18 protein-coding genes are annotated in these 18,514 nt (G+C 59.9%); 9 read left to right on the forward strand and 9 right to left on the reverse strand.

Translation table 11 applies throughout. The annotated features are described in order from the left end of the window. Positions 1 to 132: 132 nt before the first annotated feature. On the forward strand, positions 133 to 960 hold the full coding sequence (map, locus tag P9228_RS07745; RefSeq protein ID WP_067000098.1) for a type I methionyl aminopeptidase: 828 nt from the start codon (positions 133 to 135) through the stop codon (positions 958 to 960). On the opposite strand, the gene P9228_RS07750 is transcribed toward map, so the two are convergent. Next, the gene (locus P9228_RS07750) at positions 957 to 1,898 is read right to left on the reverse strand and encodes a LysR family transcriptional regulator (RefSeq protein ID WP_278052949.1); all 942 of its coding nucleotides are present in this window, start codon (positions 1,896 to 1,898) and stop codon (positions 957 to 959) included. The genes map and P9228_RS07750 overlap by 4 nt on opposite strands. A 95-nt stretch (positions 1,899 to 1,993) precedes the next feature. Here P9228_RS07750 and P9228_RS07755 point away from each other — a divergent pair, with 95 nt between their 5' ends. The 3 genes from P9228_RS07755 (at position 1,994) to radC (ending at position 4,408) form a co-directional block, all read left to right on the forward strand. Continuing rightward, positions 1,994 to 2,566: an NAD(P)H-dependent oxidoreductase gene (locus P9228_RS07755; protein WP_278052950.1), complete on the forward strand. Its 573-nt coding sequence runs from the start codon at positions 1,994 to 1,996 to the stop codon at positions 2,564 to 2,566. Between the two features lie 3 nt (positions 2,567 to 2,569). Then, positions 2,570 to 3,493: a DMT family transporter gene (locus P9228_RS07760; RefSeq protein WP_127248583.1), complete on the forward strand. Its 924-nt coding sequence runs from the start codon at positions 2,570 to 2,572 to the stop codon at positions 3,491 to 3,493. 162 nt (positions 3,494 to 3,655) lie between these two features. Then, the gene (gene radC, locus P9228_RS07765) at positions 3,656 to 4,408 is read left to right on the forward strand and encodes a DNA repair protein RadC (protein ID WP_095826131.1); all 753 of its coding nucleotides are present in this window, start codon (positions 3,656 to 3,658) and stop codon (positions 4,406 to 4,408) included. 76 nt (positions 4,409 to 4,484) lie between these two features. Here radC and P9228_RS07770 read toward each other — a convergent pair whose 3' ends face one another. The 8 genes from P9228_RS07770 to P9228_RS07805 all read right to left on the reverse strand — a co-directional run bounded on the left by P9228_RS07770 (position 4,485) and on the right by P9228_RS07805 (position 14,054). Then, complete coding sequence (locus tag P9228_RS07770; protein WP_067000080.1) at positions 4,485 to 4,823, reverse strand: hypothetical protein; 339 nt, start codon at positions 4,821 to 4,823, stop codon at positions 4,485 to 4,487. Between the two features lie 17 nt (positions 4,824 to 4,840). Continuing rightward, positions 4,841 to 5,401, reverse strand: coding sequence for an ATP-binding protein (locus tag P9228_RS07775; RefSeq protein WP_170950193.1), 561 nt, complete (start codon positions 5,399 to 5,401; stop codon positions 4,841 to 4,843). Between the two features lies 1 nt (position 5,402). Beyond that, entirely contained in the window at positions 5,403 to 7,769 is a 2,367-nt protein-coding gene (locus P9228_RS07780; RefSeq protein ID WP_278052951.1) for a SpoIIE family protein phosphatase, read from the reverse strand. Next, complete coding sequence (locus P9228_RS07785; protein WP_127241307.1) at positions 7,766 to 8,944, reverse strand: class I SAM-dependent methyltransferase; 1,179 nt, start codon at positions 8,942 to 8,944, stop codon at positions 7,766 to 7,768. Before P9228_RS07785 ends, P9228_RS07780 begins: the two co-directional genes overlap by 4 nt. Further along, positions 8,941 to 9,462 (reverse strand): ubiquinone biosynthesis methyltransferase UbiE, encoded by a 522-nt coding sequence (locus P9228_RS07790; RefSeq protein ID WP_095829875.1) that lies wholly within the window; start codon positions 9,460 to 9,462, stop codon positions 8,941 to 8,943. Before P9228_RS07790 ends, P9228_RS07785 begins: the two co-directional genes overlap by 4 nt. 155 nt (positions 9,463 to 9,617) lie before the next feature. Next, positions 9,618 to 11,267: an EAL domain-containing protein gene (locus tag P9228_RS07795; protein ID WP_127214241.1), complete on the reverse strand. Its 1,650-nt coding sequence runs from the start codon at positions 11,265 to 11,267 to the stop codon at positions 9,618 to 9,620. 376 nt (positions 11,268 to 11,643) lie between these two features. Next, the gene (locus P9228_RS07800) at positions 11,644 to 12,258 is read right to left on the reverse strand and encodes a DNA ligase (protein WP_278052952.1); all 615 of its coding nucleotides are present in this window, start codon (positions 12,256 to 12,258) and stop codon (positions 11,644 to 11,646) included. A 638-nt stretch (positions 12,259 to 12,896) separates the two neighbouring features. After that, positions 12,897 to 14,054, reverse strand: a complete 1,158-nt coding sequence (locus tag P9228_RS07805) for an AraC family transcriptional regulator (protein ID WP_278052953.1) — start codon at positions 14,052 to 14,054, stop codon at positions 12,897 to 12,899. 204 nt (positions 14,055 to 14,258) lie between these two features. Between P9228_RS07805 and P9228_RS07810 the strand changes: the two genes are divergently transcribed. The 5 genes from P9228_RS07810 (at position 14,259) to P9228_RS07830 (ending at position 18,513) form a co-directional block, all read left to right on the forward strand. Further along, positions 14,259 to 14,561, forward strand: a complete 303-nt coding sequence (locus tag P9228_RS07810) for a hypothetical protein (protein ID WP_127214219.1) — start codon at positions 14,259 to 14,261, stop codon at positions 14,559 to 14,561. 93 nt (positions 14,562 to 14,654) lie between these two features. Continuing rightward, on the forward strand, positions 14,655 to 14,900 hold the full coding sequence (locus P9228_RS07815; RefSeq protein WP_067000066.1) for a hypothetical protein: 246 nt from the start codon (positions 14,655 to 14,657) through the stop codon (positions 14,898 to 14,900). 241 nt (positions 14,901 to 15,141) lie between these two features. After that, complete coding sequence (locus P9228_RS07820; protein WP_067000063.1) at positions 15,142 to 16,026, forward strand: cytochrome c oxidase subunit II; 885 nt, start codon at positions 15,142 to 15,144, stop codon at positions 16,024 to 16,026. A 16-nt stretch (positions 16,027 to 16,042) separates the two neighbouring features. Next, complete coding sequence (locus P9228_RS07825; protein WP_095779206.1) at positions 16,043 to 17,812, forward strand: cbb3-type cytochrome c oxidase subunit I; 1,770 nt, start codon at positions 16,043 to 16,045, stop codon at positions 17,810 to 17,812. Continuing rightward, positions 17,809 to 18,513, forward strand: a complete 705-nt coding sequence (locus P9228_RS07830; protein ID WP_067000057.1) for a cytochrome c oxidase subunit 3 — start codon at positions 17,809 to 17,811, stop codon at positions 18,511 to 18,513. Before P9228_RS07825 ends, P9228_RS07830 begins: the two co-directional genes overlap by 4 nt. Position 18,514: the final 1 nt, after the last annotated feature.

Here is an 18,514-nt window from a genome sequence, read left to right on the forward strand (position 1 = left end):
CCGCCCAGCGAATATTCCCTCGGCAAACCGGTTGCAGGCACTTCGTCCTTGAACCTTGCGGCTTCCAGTGCCAAATCTGAAGAAAATTTCCGCACCGGCTCGCGTCAGGAGCCAACCCGCGAACGGACAAGAATGGTTACCTATCTCGACGCCGCAACGGCCCCCTTGAGAAACACCGGCCAGATCCGCCTCTATGGCGAGGAAGGGTTCGCGGGCATGCGCAAGGCCTGCGATCTCACCGCGCGCTGTCTCGACGAGCTTGTGTCGATGGTGAAGCCCGGCGTCACCACCGAGACCATCGACCGTTTCGTCTTCGAGTTCGGCATGGATCACGGCGCGTTGCCGGCCACGCTCAACTATCGCGGCTACACCAAATCGTCCTGCACTTCGATCAATCACGTGGTCTGCCACGGCATTCCCGACAACAAGCCGCTCAAGGACGGCGACATCGTCAACATCGACGTCACCTACATCCTCGACGGCTGGCACGGCGATTCCTCGCGCATGTATCCGGTCGGCACGATCAAGCGCGCCGCCGAGCGCCTGCTCGAGGTGACTTACGAATGCCTGATGCGCGGCATCGCCGCAATCAGGCCGGGCGCTCGCACCGGCGCGATCGGCGCCGCTATCCAAACCTATGCCGAGGCCGAGCGCTGCTCGGTGGTGCGCGACTTCTGTGGCCACGGCGTCGGCCAGCTTTTCCATGACGCGCCGAACATCCTGCATTACGGCACCGCCGGCGAAGGCGTCGAGATGCGGCCCGGCATGATCTTCACCGTCGAGCCGATGATCAATCTCGGCCGCCCGCATGTGAAGGTGCTCTCTGACGGCTGGACGGCGGTGACGCGCGACCGTTCACTGTCGGCACAGTACGAGCATACGATCGGCGTCACCGATAGCGGCTGCGAGATCTTCACGCTGTCGCCAAAGAAGCTCGACCGCCCCGGCTTGCCGGATTAGTCTGCCGCAGGCACGGCATCGGCAGGATTCCCAAGCCCGGCTCCGGCCAGAAGCGCGGACCTGAGGCACCTGGCTGCTGGCAGCAAGGGTTTGTCGAGCCGTCGGGCAAGATAGACCCAGCTCTTCGTTGTCCCATTTTCACCAAGCGCAGCGGCTGAAAGCTGCACGAGCCGCTCTTCGACAAGATCTTGCTCGATCAACCAAAGTGGAAGCCGCCCCCAACCGATGCCTGCTCTGATCAACGCCAGTTTCGCCTCTTGGCTACCCACCCGCCACTTGCGCTGGGAGAGCACGCCATAGTCGCGGCCATGGGAGCGAGGAGAAGGGTCCATCAGGACGATCTGGATGTGATCGGCCAGCTCTGGCGTACTCACCCGGCCTTTCTTCGCTATCAAGGCCAGAGCGTGCCCAGCACCGACGACCGCCGCCATCGACAGCGGCGCGAGGGAATCGAATTCCAGGCGCGAATCGCGCAGGTCTTCGCCCACCGTTATCGCGAGGTCGACCGTGCCCTGCAGGAGGCAATCGATCGGTTCCCCAAGGGTACCTATCTGCAACCGGACGCCAACCGTCGGATAGGTGGCGTGGAGGGCTTCAAGAGCCCTGCCGACGGCCGGCAATGGAACAAGCGTGTCCACCATCAGCGCAAGCTCGATTTCAATGCCGCTGCCCATACCCTGCGCCTTCGCGCGCAGCAGATCGGCGCGTAGAACCAGCGAGCGACAGTCGTCCAGCAGGGCCCGTCCGTCCGAGGTCAAGGTCGGCCGACGAGTCGACCGGTCGAACAGGACCGTCTTGAGTTCGGTCTCCAGATTGGCAATCGCGTGGCTTACCGCCGACTGGGCGCGACCGAGCCGCATGGAGGCCAGGCGAAAGCTACCCGCGTCCGCCACGGCCAGGAACATCCGCATCTGATCGAGAGTGAGCGCGTCGAGCATGATCGATCAATTAGATCAGAAAGCGCCAACTTTTAGCAATCCCATCGATCGCCCCGATGTGTCATCAGTTTCCTGGCCTGAGACAGGAGAGCGAAGTGACTGAACGGCTCAAGCTCGCAGCGCTGATCGGCAGCACGCGGGAACGACGCTATGGCGACAAGGTCGGACACTGGTTTGCCCAGGAGGCGCAGAGACTGGGCGATTTCGAGCTTTCCCGCATCGATGTTGCAGACATTGATCTGCCCAGCCGGCACTTGGCGGAGCCGACACCGGCGATGAAGGCATTCACGAGTAAGCTCGCCAAGGCAGACGCCTTCGTTGTCGTCACCCCCGAATACAATCACAGCATGCCCGGTCATCTTAAGCACGCTATCGACCAGGCTACTGAAGAGTGGCACGCCAAGCCGGTCGGCTTCGTTTCATACGGTGGCGTTTCCGGCGGGTTGAGGGCCGTCGAACATCTTCGGCAGGTATTTGCCGAGCTCCACGCCGTCACCGTCCGGGACGCAGTAAGCTTTCACGGGGTGTGGGAGCATTTTGCTGATGGTGCGGGCCCGCTCGATCCGAAGCGCAGCTCCGGCGCTGTCAAAACCATGCTCCACCAACTCAAGTGGTGGGCTCTTGCGCTGAAGGAGGCGCGTTCGCGCGCCCCCTATACCGTAGGCTAACACATGGATTCGCAACGCATCATTGCAGGCGCCCTCATGACCATAGCCATGACGCTGGTCGGATCCGGCGTGGTGGCCTCGAAAATCATTGCCGGCGGCATGCACCCTTTCCTCGCCGTTCCCCTGCGTTTCCTGATTTCGACGCCGATCCTCTGGGGACTCGTCTTCCTGACAAGCACGCCGCGGTCGCGGCTCTTGGCAAAGGAATATATGATTGTGATGATTCAGGCGGCCGCGGGCAGCGCCGGCTATAGCATTCTAATGATCCTCGCCTTGACCTTGACGACGAGTGCCAATGCCAGCGTCATCCACGGCCTTTTGCCTGTATTGGCTGCCCTCGTTGCAACGCTGGCCTTGAAGGAGAGGCTTGGCGCCAAGCTATGGATCGCCATCGGCGCTGTCACGGCAGGCGCACTTCTTGTCAATGTCGCCTCTGCCAAGGGCTTTGGCCTCGATCTGAAGCTGCTGGCGGGTAACCTGCTGGTGGTCCTCGCTGTTTCCGGCGAAGCACTGTTTGCTATCCTGAACAAGAGAATCAGCAAGCCGCTGGCGCCGCTCTATCTCGCGGCGCTGATGAGCAGCATTTCACTGGTGCTGACCTTGCCGCTCGCCGCTGCCCTTGTCGCGTTTAGCACCGTTGCAGCAGCACCTGCCGCCCTATTGGCGACAGTCTATATCAGCATTTTTCCCACCGTGATCGGCTTCTGGCTCTGGTATTCAGGAGCCGCGCGCGCCAGCGGCGGAGAGGCTGGCGTGTTCATGGCAGTGCTGCCGGTCGCGGCACTCGCGCTCTCGTTTCTTCTTCTCGGTGAGACCATCACGACGATCCACATTCTCGGAACCGCCCTTGTCGTCCTCGGCATCGCTGTTTCGGTCAGCGGGGCAAGAACGGTGAAGAAGCAGGCTGCCGAAGGTGCTCATGTTTAACGCTCGCCAATAGGCGATGCAGCCCTCATCGTCACGGCGTCTTGATATGTCCCAGCAACGCTCCCGGCTACTTTCTTGAAATGATCGAGAACCGTTTCGCGTTTCAGAATCATGCTTTAGTCTCTGGCAAGGTCTTCTTTCGATCAGCGATGTGGGCGGGCGATGGGAAAAGTCGAGGACGAGCGGGCGTTTTTCTCTGAAGCCTGGGTAGAGCCGCCGAAGAAAGAGGTGGCGCCTGTTGAGAAGCCGCACTACCACGGCCATCGTGATCGTCTGCGCGAACGCTTCTTGGCCGGCGGTGCGGACGCCCTGCCCGACTATGAACTGCTTGAGCTGCTTCTCTTCCGGCTGATCCCGCGCGTCGACACCAAGCCGATCGCCAAGGCGCTGATCGCGCGCTTTGGTTCGCTTGCCGAAGTGCTCGGCGCGCCGGCGTCCCTGCTCGAGGAAGTGAAGGGCATCGGGCCGACGGTGGCGACCGATCTCAAGGTCATCGCCGCCACGGCGCAGCGCATGGCGCGCGGCGAAGTGCGCGGCCGCGAGGTTCTGTCGAACTGGACGCAGCTTCTCGATTATTGCCGCTCGGCCATGGCCTTCGAGGCCCGCGAGCAGTTCCGCATTCTCTTCCTCGACAAGAAGAACGGGCTGATCGCCGACGAGGTGCAGCAGACCGGCACGGTCGACCATACGCCTGTCTATCCGCGCGAGGTGGTCAAGCGCGCGCTCGAACTTTCCGCCAGCGCGATCATTCTGGTGCATAACCATCCGTCCGGCGACCCGACGCCCTCGCGCGCCGACATCGACATGACCAAGCAGATCATCGAGACGGCCAAGCCGCTCGGCATCGCCGTGCACGACCACATCATCATCGGCCGCAAGGGCAATGCCTCGATGAAGGGCCTGCTGCTGATCTGACAGTCCCGAATATCAGCTGGAAATCATCCGACGGCGGGCACCTCGCGGGCAATGGCTCGATCGAGACGCGTTGACGTTAGTTCATCAAAAGCACCAGAGCGGGATGCAGCTTCTTCAGGTTCGGCAATGATTTCGATTGCCAGGGTATGTCGGGCGTTCCGCGCACGACAAGTCGAACATCGGGATGCTTGCGCACCTCGATGGTAAATTTCGCCAGCAGGTTGATGCCGGAAGAGTTGAGAAAGTGAAGGTCCTTCAAATTGAGTGTGATGGAAGCGGGATTTGAGGCAAGAACACTGGTCGCCAAAGCCGTGATCGGCGCACCTGCCTCGGAACTGGCAAGCCGCATTGCACCGTCGAAAAAGATATCGCTTCCCTCAGTCCACACGCGGTAGTCGTCTGTCTTGATTTCCATATCTGGCTTCGCTTCATCTAGTTGTGAGTTTGCGAGATCGGAATGGAGGCATATGTTTCCAGGCAAATACGATCGTTTTCATCGGCGGGGCTGAATATCCAGGCCAAGCGCGCGCCATAGTCGCTCATTAACGTCAGCAATCCAAGCCCGGAGCTCCCCACGTCGGGGTTCGCGGCATTCGCCTCAATCCGCTGTATCAGCAGGTCCTTTGGGTCGCCAACCGTGATGTCCGCCAGAAGGCTTTGGAACTCGGACGCGATTTCACCATCGACGTCATTCGACACCTTCAGCTTGAAGCACTCCGAATCCATCGACGCCTCAACCACGATTTCGCCTGGTGCGCGGAACTTGACGGCGTTTTCGATGAGTTCGTTGACCAGATATCCGATGCTATGCCGCACCTCCATGTAGTCATTGCGCGACGACTGAAAGCGCAACGCGAAAAGATCGGCAATGAAGTCCGAGGTCGTGGCGCAATGACGCCAACTCAAGTCGAGAGGTCCGTCGAACAGCCGCACGCGACTGACGCTCCCCTTCATCCCGATTGCAATGTCAGGCGTACCGAACAGCGCTGTCATCCTACGTATGCCTTATGATCACGAGTGTGATGTCGTCGTGGATCTTCTGGATTCCGATATGAGCCATCAAATCCTCGATGATCCCGGTCTTGATGTCCTCGGCGCTCCTGCCATGGCGCTTTTGCACGCTCTTGCAGAGGCGATCGAACCCGAACAGTCTTCTGTCTTCATCTTCCGCCTCGGTCACACCGTCGGTGTGCAACACGATTACGTCGCCGCTCCCGAACACGATGTCTCGCGTGTCAACAAACTGCGAGATGTCGTTCTCCAGGCCAACGGGCAGACCCAGATTGAGCGTGTCGATACGTTCGACGTCCCCATCCGCACGCACGACGAGAATGTCCTCGTGCTGGCCGGATAGCGTTACCCGCCCGTCCTCAAAGTCAAGAAAGGCCAGCGAGAGATGCTTGTCGGTGTTCGTCCGCTCGATGTTCTTGTAGATGGCCCTGTTCAGACGAACCAGAAACTGATGCGGATCGCCTTCGTTGGCCTCCTGCAGCGCGCGTGCAACGGATTGGACCATCAGCATCAGCACGCCGCTCTCGAGACCATGACCGGTCACGTCGCCGATGCCTATCTTGACCCGTGATCCGTTCTGGAGGACGTCGTAGTAGTCCCCGCCCACCTCGTCGGCCGGCCGCATGTAGGCCGCGATCTCCAGCCCCGGAATCGCTTCGAGTTCGAACGGTTTCGGCAGGACCATCATCTGGATTTGCCTGGCGACCGCGAGTTCGGCGCCGAGACGGACGTTCTCGTCCCGCAGCTTTTCGTTGAGCGCGGAAATCTCCTGATTTGCGTCGCCGAGTTCCCTGGTGCGTTCGTCGACGAGTTGCTCGAGGTTTTCCGTGTGAAAGCTGATCTGCTCGGCCATGCGGTTGAAGGCGACCCCGACCGCTCCAACCTCGTCGCGCGTTGGAACGCGAACGCGGACCGAATAGTCTTTGGACTGTAGCCTCTGGGCGGCGCTGGCAAGCGCCCTGAGGCCGGCCGTGATCCGCTTCGAGATGCCGAGCACTGCCGCAAATACAATCAGAAGCGAAACGACGATGGCGGCGACCTGAAAGAGCAGAATACGATTGGTCGCGCGAGAAATACTCTTTTGCGCGGCGACCAGGGACGCATAGATTTCGCGTTCTGGAACGACGATTCCGACCGACATCGTTTCAGACTTGATCGGTCCCGAGCTCCACAGATTGGTCGGCTTCAATCTTTTGAGGACAACTATGTAGGGTACGTGTTCGCCCTTGTTGTCGAGCATGATATGCTGAATGACACCGTCATTGTTCTGGTCGAGCGGCAGCGACGCGATGGCCGGCTGCGTGCTTCCCCGCAGCGACCTCTCCAGGCCGGTGACGCCCTGCGTGCCCGCATCGTTGGATGAAGTCAGGCCTATGATCGCCTCGCCCGATGGATTGATCGCCACTACATTGCCGGTCGACATGGTGAGGAAGCCGAACCCGGTTTCGGCGATCTTGACGCGCTCGACGACTTCCGCGAGTTGATCGAGAGTGATGTCTGCACCCGCTACACCAGCGATGCCGGTACGGTCGCGCGTCCACAGCGGGTGGAAGAAACTGACGATCAGCTTTCCCGTGATCGCATCGGTGTAGGGCGCTGTCTGAGTGATGTCGTCGGGGACTGGACGTGAGGCTGGATCACTCGCCCATTGCTGCCATGACCCGTAGATCCCCGGAAAGAAGAACTCCCAGAACTCCGCCTTGTTGTGGCCCGGATAGAGTCGGTCGAAGGTCTGTGCCTGGTCCGTATACGGTACCGTCCTGAAGATCGGGCGTTCCTTCGGACCAATATAGTACATCTGCAGTTTTGGCGATCCGCTGGCCATAAGGGTCGGCGCGACGAGATCCAGAACGGTACTGTCTTCGATTTCCTGCTCAACGCTCGGCAACGGCGTGTGGTCGGCGCCCAGCAAGTAGCCCCAGACGCTAATCACGGAAGGCGCGCCCGGCAGGTTCTGCGCCCAATCGCCCTTCGCGTCATAGACGACCTTCACCGAGCCGGGTGCCTCCTGCGAAAGGGTTGCTCCGACCTGTCGCTGCCGGCTCGGATGGTCGGTCTGGGCCTGCAGAACGCCGGCCAGCGCCTTCACGTCCCCATGAACTCGATCGAGCAGGAGGTCGACGCTTAACGCTGTCGAGTCGGCATAGGAGCGAATGTATTCCTGGTTTGCGGTGGTCAGGCCCTCACCGACTTCCGACGTGGCGTCGCGCGACAGCTTTTGAACGTTCCAGAGCGCAAGGCCACCGCTCAGCAAGAGGTCGAACAACACGGCGCCGCCGACGACCAAGACGAATTTCGCCCGGAAGGAGCGCAGGCCGAAGCGCGGTGTAGGCTGATCGTCGGCTTTCATTGCGGCCTTCGCCCCGATGCGACCCAGATCGGCCAACCCGCATAACCCTTGGGGTGTAGCGCTGCGAATATGTGATCCTGGAAACCCTGCCGGAACCGTGCAACGAACTCCGGCCCGTCGCCGCGTTTGATGGCCATCTCGCCGGCATAGACATCGGCCCAGGCGACAATGACATCGGCGAAGTCCTGCGGATCTCCGTCCAAGTTGGTGACGGTGAAGGTCTCGACACGTATGTCGTCGAATCCGGCTTCGATCAGATATCGCCGACTCTTGGGCCCGAGCTCGACGTCCATTTCGAAATGCGCGAACAGCTTCGCCACTTCATTGTATGTCCAACGGATGCTTTCGGCGCGCGGCTCGCCGAGGCAATGCGAATTCTTCTCGTTGGTGATGTAGACCCGCCCGCCTGGCTTGCATATGCGGTAGAGTTCCTTGAGGATGAGTTCCGGTCGATTGAAGATTTGAAGCGAATGTCGGCAGGTGACCAAGTCGAACTGCTCCTCGTCGAGCAGCATTTCCGAGGCATCGCCATAAGTATATTCGATGCCCCGGATATCGAACTCCCGCATCACGCGTCGGGCGTAGTCCAGGCTTGATATGGAGTGGTCGAGGGCGACAATCCGCGACGGCTGGAACTCTTTCTGCACGAGCACGGCGAAATCGCCGATCCCGCAACAGATGTCGGCCATAACGATCCCGGGTCTCATGCCATGTCGCGGCAGGATTGCACGCTCGTGGCGCCAGGTCATCTTTGTCTGCGTGCGCAGGATTGGAACGAACCCGCCTTCCTCGAGGAAGCCCTGCCCTGGATAGAATTCGCTGTCATACTCCTCGACCGCGATGTTCGGTTCGATTCCGCTCAGCCGACCGAATTTTCGCGAGGTCCATCCGACGACGCTCGACGTGATGACAACAAATTTGAGATCGGGTCGAGCGCGACAGGCATCGATGATGATCCTCGAAAAGGCGTAAAATGCAGCGTTGTTCATCTGCGCCAAGCGCCTGACATTGACGTAGAGAACGCCGCGTACTCGGCCGATCGCATCGCGGAGCAATGCCAGGCTGGGCCCAAGCTCATCGATCGCCTGAGGCCGGACCACCCCAGATATTGAGAACTCCTGGTTGTTCGCATCGTACTGCGCCTTGAAGCGCGCGTGCAGGTTGTAAGGGCTCAATGTTGCAGGCCCTCAAGCGGAAGATCCACGACGAGCGTGATCGCATCGCCGTCGGCTTCCTCGACCCTGAGTGCCGCGTTGTAGTCGACAGCCAGTTCCAGGAGTACCACCTCCCGGCTGGGCGCCAGATCCCCAGACACAGAATTGAGATATCGCTCCTTGGCCTCAAATCCCGCGACTTGCGAAACGGCTTCTTCGTAGAATTGGCGCTCCTCCGGCATGCAGGGAAATGTCAGCTCGATCCTGTCCGTGGCGCCATAGCGAGACACCCTGCATGCCAGTTCGCCGTCGGCGTGGCGGGTACGAAAGGCGACTTCCAGTAATTCGTTGAACGCAGAGGAAAAGAGATTCGAATGCCGCACCGAGTCTGATCTGTTTTGACTGATCATCCGGGCGATGTACGTCGAGACATAATCGCAGTGTTTCCAAGCGGAGACAAAAGTCTTGATTTCCATGTCGATCTGGATCATCGGCTCAAAAGTCGGTTCGCCAACCGGGTCATGATGAACAGATCCCATCCGCATCCTCTCCTATTCCATCCGTATTTGAGCCCAGGTGACGCGATGAACTCCGGGACGGAAGTTTGACCGCCTCGTGATGAGCCAGTCCCGCATTGCGCGGCATCTAGCTCGATCGTTTTTACAGCCCTCCGATTTACAAACGGTGCAAGTGGCTAGCGCGCCCGATTTGATTCCTCCATCGCTACCAGCCCGTTCGGCGGCGACCGCCTGATGAAATCGCCGGTTGCCTCGGATCCGAGCGGCCGTCCCATGAAATTGCCTTGCAGGTAATCGCAATTTTCCTTGATCAGCCACCGTGCCTGCGCCGACGTCTCGACCCCCTCGGCGGTGACGCTAATTCCCAGGCCGTGCGCCAGACTTATGATCGATCGCACAATCGTTTGACTCTTCAGATCCGTCTCCAGGTCCGCGATGAAGTATTGATCTATCTTCAAGGTATCGAACGGAAAATTCTTAAGGTAGCTCAAGGATGAATAGTATGTTCCAAAATCGTCGAGCGAGATTCGTATTCCCAGGACGTTCAACGTATTCAATGTATCTATATTGTCGATAGTCTTCTCAAGAAGAACCGTTTCGGTTATCTCGAGTTCAAGCCTTTCAGCTCGGATTCCAACTGCGTCGATGATCTGAGCGACCGTGTCCGTCAGCGAACCGCTTAGGAACTGAGCCGGCGACAGGTTGACTGCGACTGTCAGCGCAGAAGGCCACGCCAATGCCTGGCGACAGGCTTGCTCGAGCACCCATCGTCCAATTTCGTCCATCAGACCGTCCGCTTCGGCGATCGGTATGAACACGCCGGGCGGAATGATTCCGATCTCGGGGTGCCGCCACCGCAGCAGCGCTTCGAAACCAATCACCGACGAAGGAGGCCTGATGAGCGGCTGATAGTCCAGGTAAAGCTCGCCCCGCTCCAGCGCGGTTCGAAGGCTGCGCCTCAGATTTTCGCGTTGCTCGAGCAACAACAGCATCGAGCGATTGAACGTTCGAGCGCAGCCGCGACCATCGGTCTTGGCTGCGTAAAGAGCAATATCTGCGGCTTTCATCAGCTGCTCGCCATCGGTCCCGTGCTCCGGCCCGAAAGCGATTCCGATACTTGAACCGACGAAGACGGGAATGCCGTTGATGACGAAAGGGTCCTTGAACGAGTTGACCAGCGATGTGGCGAGGCGCTCGGCTTCCGCGGGCTGCTCCTTGCCCAATTGGATGACGGCGAACTCGTCGCCGGCATACCGGTATGCAGATTCGCCGTCCTCCAGCGCGTCGCGGATTCGACCTGCCGCGAGTTGCAGAAGCGTGTCGCCTGCCCCATGGCCGAGCGTGTCGTTGACCGCTTTGAAATCGTCAAGATCGATTTGCAGCAGGGCGGCTTTCGGCTGAGATCCGCCGATGGCCGCCAGCGCTTGCTGCAGCCGCTCGCCGAATCGCCGCCGATTCTGCAGTCCCGTCAGCACGTCGTGCGTCGCCTGATGGAGCAGAATCATATGCTCCTGCTCCTGCGCCGCGCTGCGCTCCCCCTGCTCCCGGGATTCGATGATTCCCACACCATCTGCAGTGCCGAAGACGAAAACGGAGCGGGGCGCTTCGCCCGATGAGCGCGGCAGGTCAATGCTTGCCGCAGAGCCGCCCTGGAACACCCGAAGAAATTCGTCGCGGCACCTCGTATCGAGGAAGCTTGGATAGATCTCCCAAATGGCGGCGCCTGGCACAACCGCACCTCCGTACAGGCGTTTAAGCCTGGCGGCGTAGTGAGTTAGGCGGAAGTCGCTATCATAGAACGATAGAAGTTCGGTCGTATTCGCCAACAGGTTAGCGAGAAGCGCTTCGCCGGCACGTGAACCATCGCTTGAGGACGACTCCTCATTCTGCGTGCCGACGCCTGATGCCTCTGAACGCAAAAGCCACCTCCGTAGGCGGTGAAAATTAGCGTCCCCCAGTTTAGAAATAGCATAAGTAACAAGCTTGGCAAACTTTCAACTCGCTATTTCAACAAGCGGTGCATGCGCTGTAATTGCAATGGATCCTCCGCTGTGATTGGCGGGCAGGTTATTCCACGATGGACGTTCATTCATTGTTAATAAATTGCGAATCGGCAGATAATCGGCGTCGCGCCAGGCGTGATTCGAAATATTGCGATCCACAGGACAGAGCGGAATTCGCGGCCTGGGCTCGATCACAGACCTAGTGTTTCGAGATCGGCTTTCTCAAAAATCTGGTTTTCAGCCACGTTTTCGACGGTCCGCTCTGGTAGGGGCTATCGGCGCGTTTCGAGATGACGCCGTCGAGCTCCGTTTTCTCGGTGGCGCGAAAGATCGCGAGCGCGTCGCCCTCAAAATGCTCGCTGTATTGGATCTTGCCGAGGCCAGGCTCAACCAGTCGCCACAGCGCTTGCTTGCGTTGCAGCAGGGGTAAGGGGATAAGATTGCGACCGTCGAGATGGAGGATGTCGAAAGCGACGAACACCAGCCGGCTCGGCTCGTTCCAGATCGCGGCTTCCAGCTCAGGAGAACCGGGCGAGCCACGCCCGCCTGAGACAATCACCTCGCCGTCGAGAATGGCAGCCCGGCATGGCAGGTCGACAGCTAGCGCGATGGGCCAGTATTTAGTCGTCCAGTCGCGTCCGTTCTTGTTGTAAAGACGCGCGCCGTTCTTATCAATGATGATTTGCGTGCGGTAGCCGTCGAATTTGGCCTCGTGGACCCACCCTTCATCTTCGGGCGGCCGCTCGACAAGAGTTGGTATCTGCGGCGGAATGAACTCCAGCCGTTCGTCGTCGACCTTGTCACGCTTACTCAACTACGCCACCATCTTTGCAGGATAGCGGTGGCGCGAGCGGCACAGGCGATCCGGTATCCATTTGGACACCTGCCGCCTGTGCCTTGCCCCCACTAAGCCATTCTGCGACGCAATGAACACCGGCCAGCCGCCCCCGGCCATTGGCACGCTACTCAACTACGCCACACCTTCGACGGATAGCGGCAGCGCGAGCGGCACAGGCGATCCGATGTCCCCCAACTTGTGCCGCCTGTGCCGAGCCCCCACTAAGCCATCGAGCCCCCACTAAGCTATTTTGCGGCGGAATGAACACCAGCCGGCCGCCCCGGCCTTGGCACGCTGACTCACTTACGCCTTTGACGGTTTGCGGCGGCGCGGTCGGCACAGGCGGTGCGATATTCCCCCCAACTTGGAAACCTGCCGCCTGTGCCGAGCCCCCGCTAAGTCACAGCGAACATCTACGAATAAGGCCGCGCTGTCGTTAGCTGCGCATCCAGATACTTATCCGGGCGTACATATCTCGATCGGCACGGCATCTCTCGCCAGGGATTTTGCCAATGGGGTACCGCCAGCCAAGGATCGCTTGCCCGGCAAGGATTGTCGCCGGATCCAGTATCACTCCGGGCATACTGATGAAACGCCCGCCGCGGATGCTATGATCAGCTTCCAAGCGCCTTGAGCCATCCTTCAAACGAGGAGGTCTTCTCGTGCTCGCCAAGCGAAACAGAGTGGGCGGGGCGCGGCAACACCGTCGTCCTGCGCCCTTCGCGGGGGCTGTAACCGAACTCCTTGCTGAACGCCCGGCTGAAAGTTGCCGCTGAACTGAACCCGAAGGCCTCCGCAATTTGAACGATGCGCCGGCTGTCCGCCGGATCGCTGAGCGCAACATGGGCCGCTAGAAGTCGGCGACTTTGAATGTAATGAAGCACCCCACCGCTCGGTTCGAACAGCTGGTAGAGACGAGATCGCGAAACACCGAGCGCCCGGCACATGGAATCCGGCGTCAGATGAGCCGCTTCCAGGTTGTTTTGGACGTATCGACGGGCCCGCTCCATCAGCGCGACACTCGCCAGTTGTTCGGCCGCAGCCGCATGTTCGGCCGGCGGCGCTAGGCACGCAATGATCATGCTGCGGGTTGCGTGTACGATGCGAGGCAGGTCGTCAGCGGTGAGGCTGCGCAGTCTTGTTACGATGCCGTCGACATAGTCGATCAAAAGGTTTGCAAAATTGCCGGAAAGAATTGAATTGTTGTTTGCGTCGAGGGTTGCCGCCGCGTCGGCGAACAAATCACGCGGCAAATATAGAACGAGACTTTCGGATTCGGTCATCCTCCCCCGAAACGGGTAGCCCAGCGACCTGATCTCAAGTTTGCCCGGCTGGCCCTCCGCGACATGGCGATTGACCTCCGTCCACGACCGGCCGGTATGTGGCAAGACGACATACCAATGATCGATCGAGCTGGACCGAAGCTTTGCGGCGGAACGGATATAACTGTGCGCCGGTGTCCGCTGTTCAACGATCAGCATGCCGCCAAGATTCCAAGCCTTGTGCGCTGCGGGGAAGCCGTCGTCCAGCGATTTGTCATCCGGCAGCCTGACCTCGACAAGCGGTGCCACATGCGCTTGCCAAGCGGGGAATTGATCCTCTGCTGCCAGTTCGAGCGTTGAAAAGGACAGCGGTTCCAGTGCCGGCGCGATTGGCCGAGCCGCCTCATTGTCGGGTTGAACGTCGCGAGGCCAACGCCGTCGCTCGCGCTCCGGTACAGGCCCGGTAGGCGCCTCGTCTTGCTCCTTAGCGTCCATCGCGCGTGGTGCCATATCCGATTCCGGTATGCCCATGCCCCCGCAATCATGTGGTGTATCCCGGGATCTGGCAAGCCTGTGGACCGCATCGTCGATCACGCTGGGTTACAATAAGAAATGCATCCCGAGATAAGTTTCTGGATACGAGGCTAACGACACACTTCAGACCGGCGCCTATAGATTCCGACATCATGAAAGCGACGTTGAGGAGACCAGGTAATGAATGAAAAAGTCAAAGGAGAAGCTCGCCGCAAGATAATTCTTGATGGATATGTCAACAACGAGCCATTGAAAGACATTGCGGCAAAGCTCGGATGCTCACTGGCGAGTTTGAAAGTCAGCGCCAGCAAACTTGGCTGCACTCGCGCCCCGAAAGAGGCGGCTGACTTTCGACGCGGCTTCCGTATACCCGACAACAAACGGCAAGACTATTACCAGCTCATGCGGGTCGGCCAATATAGATCTAGGGACTGCGCACAGATTTTGGGATTATTGACAACACAATCGCCGAGCATGGAGTAACGTTACTAGAAGCTGGGGACAACATCTTTTCAAGCCTCGGTGACAAGGCCCCGCCGCAAAGCACGGGCGGCGGGCGCTGAAAGGTTCGCTCAAATGCTGCGTCGGCGTTTCAATCGCACCTGCCTTAGCCCTCTCGATCTGGCCGTTTGCGAACGCGTGTTCAATCAGGTCTGCGCAGATGAACAGCTCGATCCTTTGGACCCGGACGCCGAAATTCTAGCGGTATTGGTTGTGGCCATCTTTCGAAATGCTCACACCAGCGAACGCGAACTGCTGGAGGCGGTCAAATCTCGCCGGCAAAAGGCCAGGGCAGCCGTCCGCACGCCTAAAATGAACTAGTTGATCTACCCGCCAGCGGCATCTAGCCGGCCATTCATCCCTCTGCACATTGTCCGTAAGGGCAATGCTTCGACGAAGGGCCCGCTGCGCCAAGGCCCCCCGCCCCAAAAGGTCCGGGCGCGCAGCAACGTTTTGCACATCAGCTAGTCGGCTCTGGAATTTCAACCGGAAATCGAGCATGATGCGGCTTGGTATTGGCGTTGGATGCTTCGCGCTCCCATGAAATACCGGAGGACGGGACATGGCCATCGCGCTTGTACTCGTTTTGATCGTCGTGGGCTCGGTGTTGTTCCACTTCCTGAGCCCATGGTGGTGGACGCCGATTGCCTCGAACTGGGACTATATCGACCACACCATCATCATCAGCTTCTGGATCACCGGCGTCGTTTTTGCCGCCGTTGTGCTCTTCATGGCGTATTGCGTGTTCCGCTTTCGCCATCGCGAAGGCAATCGCGCGGTATACGAACCGGAGAACAAGCGTCTCGAATGGTGGTTGACGATCGTCACTGCGATCGGCGTCACCGCCTTGCTCGTTCCCGGCCTGTTCGTCTGGAGCCGCTTCGTCAACGTGCCGAGCGATGCGACCGAAATCGAGGTCGTTGCTCAGCAATGGCAGTGGAGCTATCGCCTGCCAGGCAAGGACGGCAAGCTCGGCACTTCGGACACCCGTGAAGTAGCCGCTGAGAACCCGCTAGGCATCGCCCCAAAGGATCCCAACGGCCAGGACGACGTCGTGGTCGAGGCGGCGGACCTGCACTTGCCGGTCGGCAAACCGGTCAAGATGCTGCTGCGTTCGATCGACGTGCTGCATGATTTCTACATCCCGGAATTCCGCGCCAAGATGGACATGATCCCGGGATCGGTCACCTATTTCTGGTTCACTCCAACAAGGACCGGAACCTTCCAGGTCCTGTGCGCCGAGCTCTGCGGCCAGGGACATCCGCTGATGCATGGCATGGTGATGGTCGACACCGAGCAGGATTACCTGACCTGGCTCGGGCAGCAGCAGACTTTTGCGCAACTGTCGGCGCCTCAGCAAACGGGCTCGGCGAACCCGCTGCCAGGAAAGACAATGGCGTCCGCTTTGGACGTCGGGGCAAAAGTCGAAACTGTCGAGGCCCGCTGAACAGGGAGGTGCTCCCATGGTCGACGTCACACCCGCAGATGCCGTTCCCCCCGCCGAAGTCGGGGAAATGGAACTGTACCATCCGCACAGTTGGTGGACGAAATACGTCTTCTCGCAGGACGCCAAGGTCATAGCGATCCAGTATTCGGCAACGGCAACGGCGATCGGCTTTGTAGCGCTGTTCCTGTCCTGGCTGATGCGCCTGCAGCTCGGCTTCCCCGGCACGTTCGATTTCATTACTCCGGAGGCCTACTACCAGTTCATCACCATGCACGGCATGATCATGGTGATCTACCTGCTCACCGCACTCTTCCTCGGCGGCTTCGGCAACTATCTCATCCCGCTGATGGTCGGCGCCCGCGACATGGTCTTCCCCTATGTCAACATGCTGAGCTACTGGGTCTACCTGTTGGCGGTGCTCGTTCTCGTCGCAAGCTTCTTTGCGCCCGGCGGACCGACCGGCGCCGGCTGGACGCTCTACCCGCCGCAGGCGATCATGACCGGCACGCCGGGTGGCCAGGACTGGGGCATCATCCTGATGCTCTCTTCGCTCATCCTGTTCATCATCGGCTTCACCATGGGTGGCTTGAACTATGTTGTGACGGTGCTGCAGGGCCGCACGCGGGGTATGACCTTGATGCGCCTGCCGCTCACCGTATGGGGCATCTTCACCGCCACCGTCATGGCTCTGCTCGCCTTCCCGGCGCTGTTCGTTGCTTGTGTGATGATGCTGCTCGACCGCGCGCTCGGCACCTCCTTCTTCATGCCGGCGATCGTCGAGATGGGCCAACAGTTGCAGCACAGTGGCGGCAGCCCGATCCTGTTTCAGCATCTGTTCTGGTTCTTCGGCCATCCGGAAGTCTACATCGTGGCCCTGCCGGCCTTCGGCATCGTGTCCGACCTCATCAGCACGCACGCGCGCAAGAACATCTTCGGCTACCGAATGATGGTCTGGGCGATCATCGCCATCGGCGCGCTGAGCTTCGTGGTCTGGGCGCACCACATGTATGTCAGCGGCATGCACCCCTATTTCGGCTTCTTCTTCGCCACGACGACGTTGATCATAGCCGTTCCGACCGCCATCAAGGTCTATAACTGGGTGCTGACCCTGTGGCGCGGCGACATCCATCTCTCGATACCAATGCTTTTCGCGCTCGCCTTCATCGTCACCTTCGTCAATGGCGGTTTGACGGGGCTGTTCCTCGGCAATGTCGTCGTCGACGTTCCCCTGTCGGACACGATGTTCGTCGTTGCCCATTTCCACATGGTGATGGGTGTCGCCCCGATCCTGGTGATCTTCGGCGCGATCTATCACTGGTATCCGAAGGTCACCGGACGGATGCTGGACGAGGCGCTCGGCCAGTTTCACTTCTGGGTCACCTTCCTCGGCGCCTACCTGATCTTCTTCCCCATGCACTATATCGGCCTGATTGGTGTACCGCGCCGCTACGCCGAACTGACCGACATGACGATCATGACGGAGTCGGCCCATCATCTGAATTCGTTCATCAGCATCATGGCCTTCTTGGTCGGCTTCGCCCAGATGGTGTTCCTGTTCAACCTGATCTGGAGCATCCGTCACGGCCGTGACGCCGGCGGCAATCCGTGGCGGGCAACGACGCTCGAGTGGCAGACGCCGCAGACGCCGCCGGCGCACGGCAATTTCGGCAAGGAGCTGCCGATCGTCTATCGTTGGGCCTATGACTATAGCGTGCCGGGCGCGAAGGAGGATTTCATCCCGCAGAACGTGCCGGGCTCCTTCATCCCATCGAGGGAGCCGGCATGAGCGTCATCCTGGTCTTCCTGCTGGTGATCGCCGGCTTTGCCGGATGGTGGCTTTCGCACCAGCGGCTGACCGCGAAGCCGTGGCTCGAGCAAGGCTTGGCCGGGGATTTCGTCGGCCTCGAGCGATCGGCCCTGCCCACCGCCAAGATCGGCCTCGGTGTCTTCCTCGCGGTCGTCGGCTGTCTGTTTTCGCTGTTCACCAGCGCCTATTTCATGCGCATGGGTCTGCCGGACTGGCGGCCTCTGCCGCTGCCGCGCCTGCTCTGGCTGAACACCGGCGTGCTGGTGCTGAGCAGCGTCGCGCTGCAATGCGCCGTGATCGCGGCGCGCAGAGGCCAGACGGACATGGTCAGGCTCGGTCTTGCGACGGCCGGGCTGACCGCCCTCGCCTTCCTCATCGGCCAACTGATCGCGTGGCGGCAGCTGACCGATGACGGCTACCTGCTGGACTCCAATCCGGCCAACAGCTTCTTCTATCTGATCACCGCCATGCACGGCCTGCACATACTGGGCGGGCTGGTCGGCCTTGGCAGGACGAGCATCGGCGCCTGGACGGGCGCCCGGCCGCAGCGGCTTCGCCTCGGGATCGAGCTCTGCGCGATGTACTGGCATTTCCTGCTTTTCGTCTGGCTCGGCATCTTCGCCGTCCTGGCCGGCTGGGCGGCGACATTCGTGAGCATTTGCCAACGGCTGCTGACCTAGG

The organism is Mesorhizobium sp. WSM4898, from assembly GCF_029625845.1.
Lineage (GTDB): Bacteria > Pseudomonadota > Alphaproteobacteria > Rhizobiales > Rhizobiaceae > Mesorhizobium.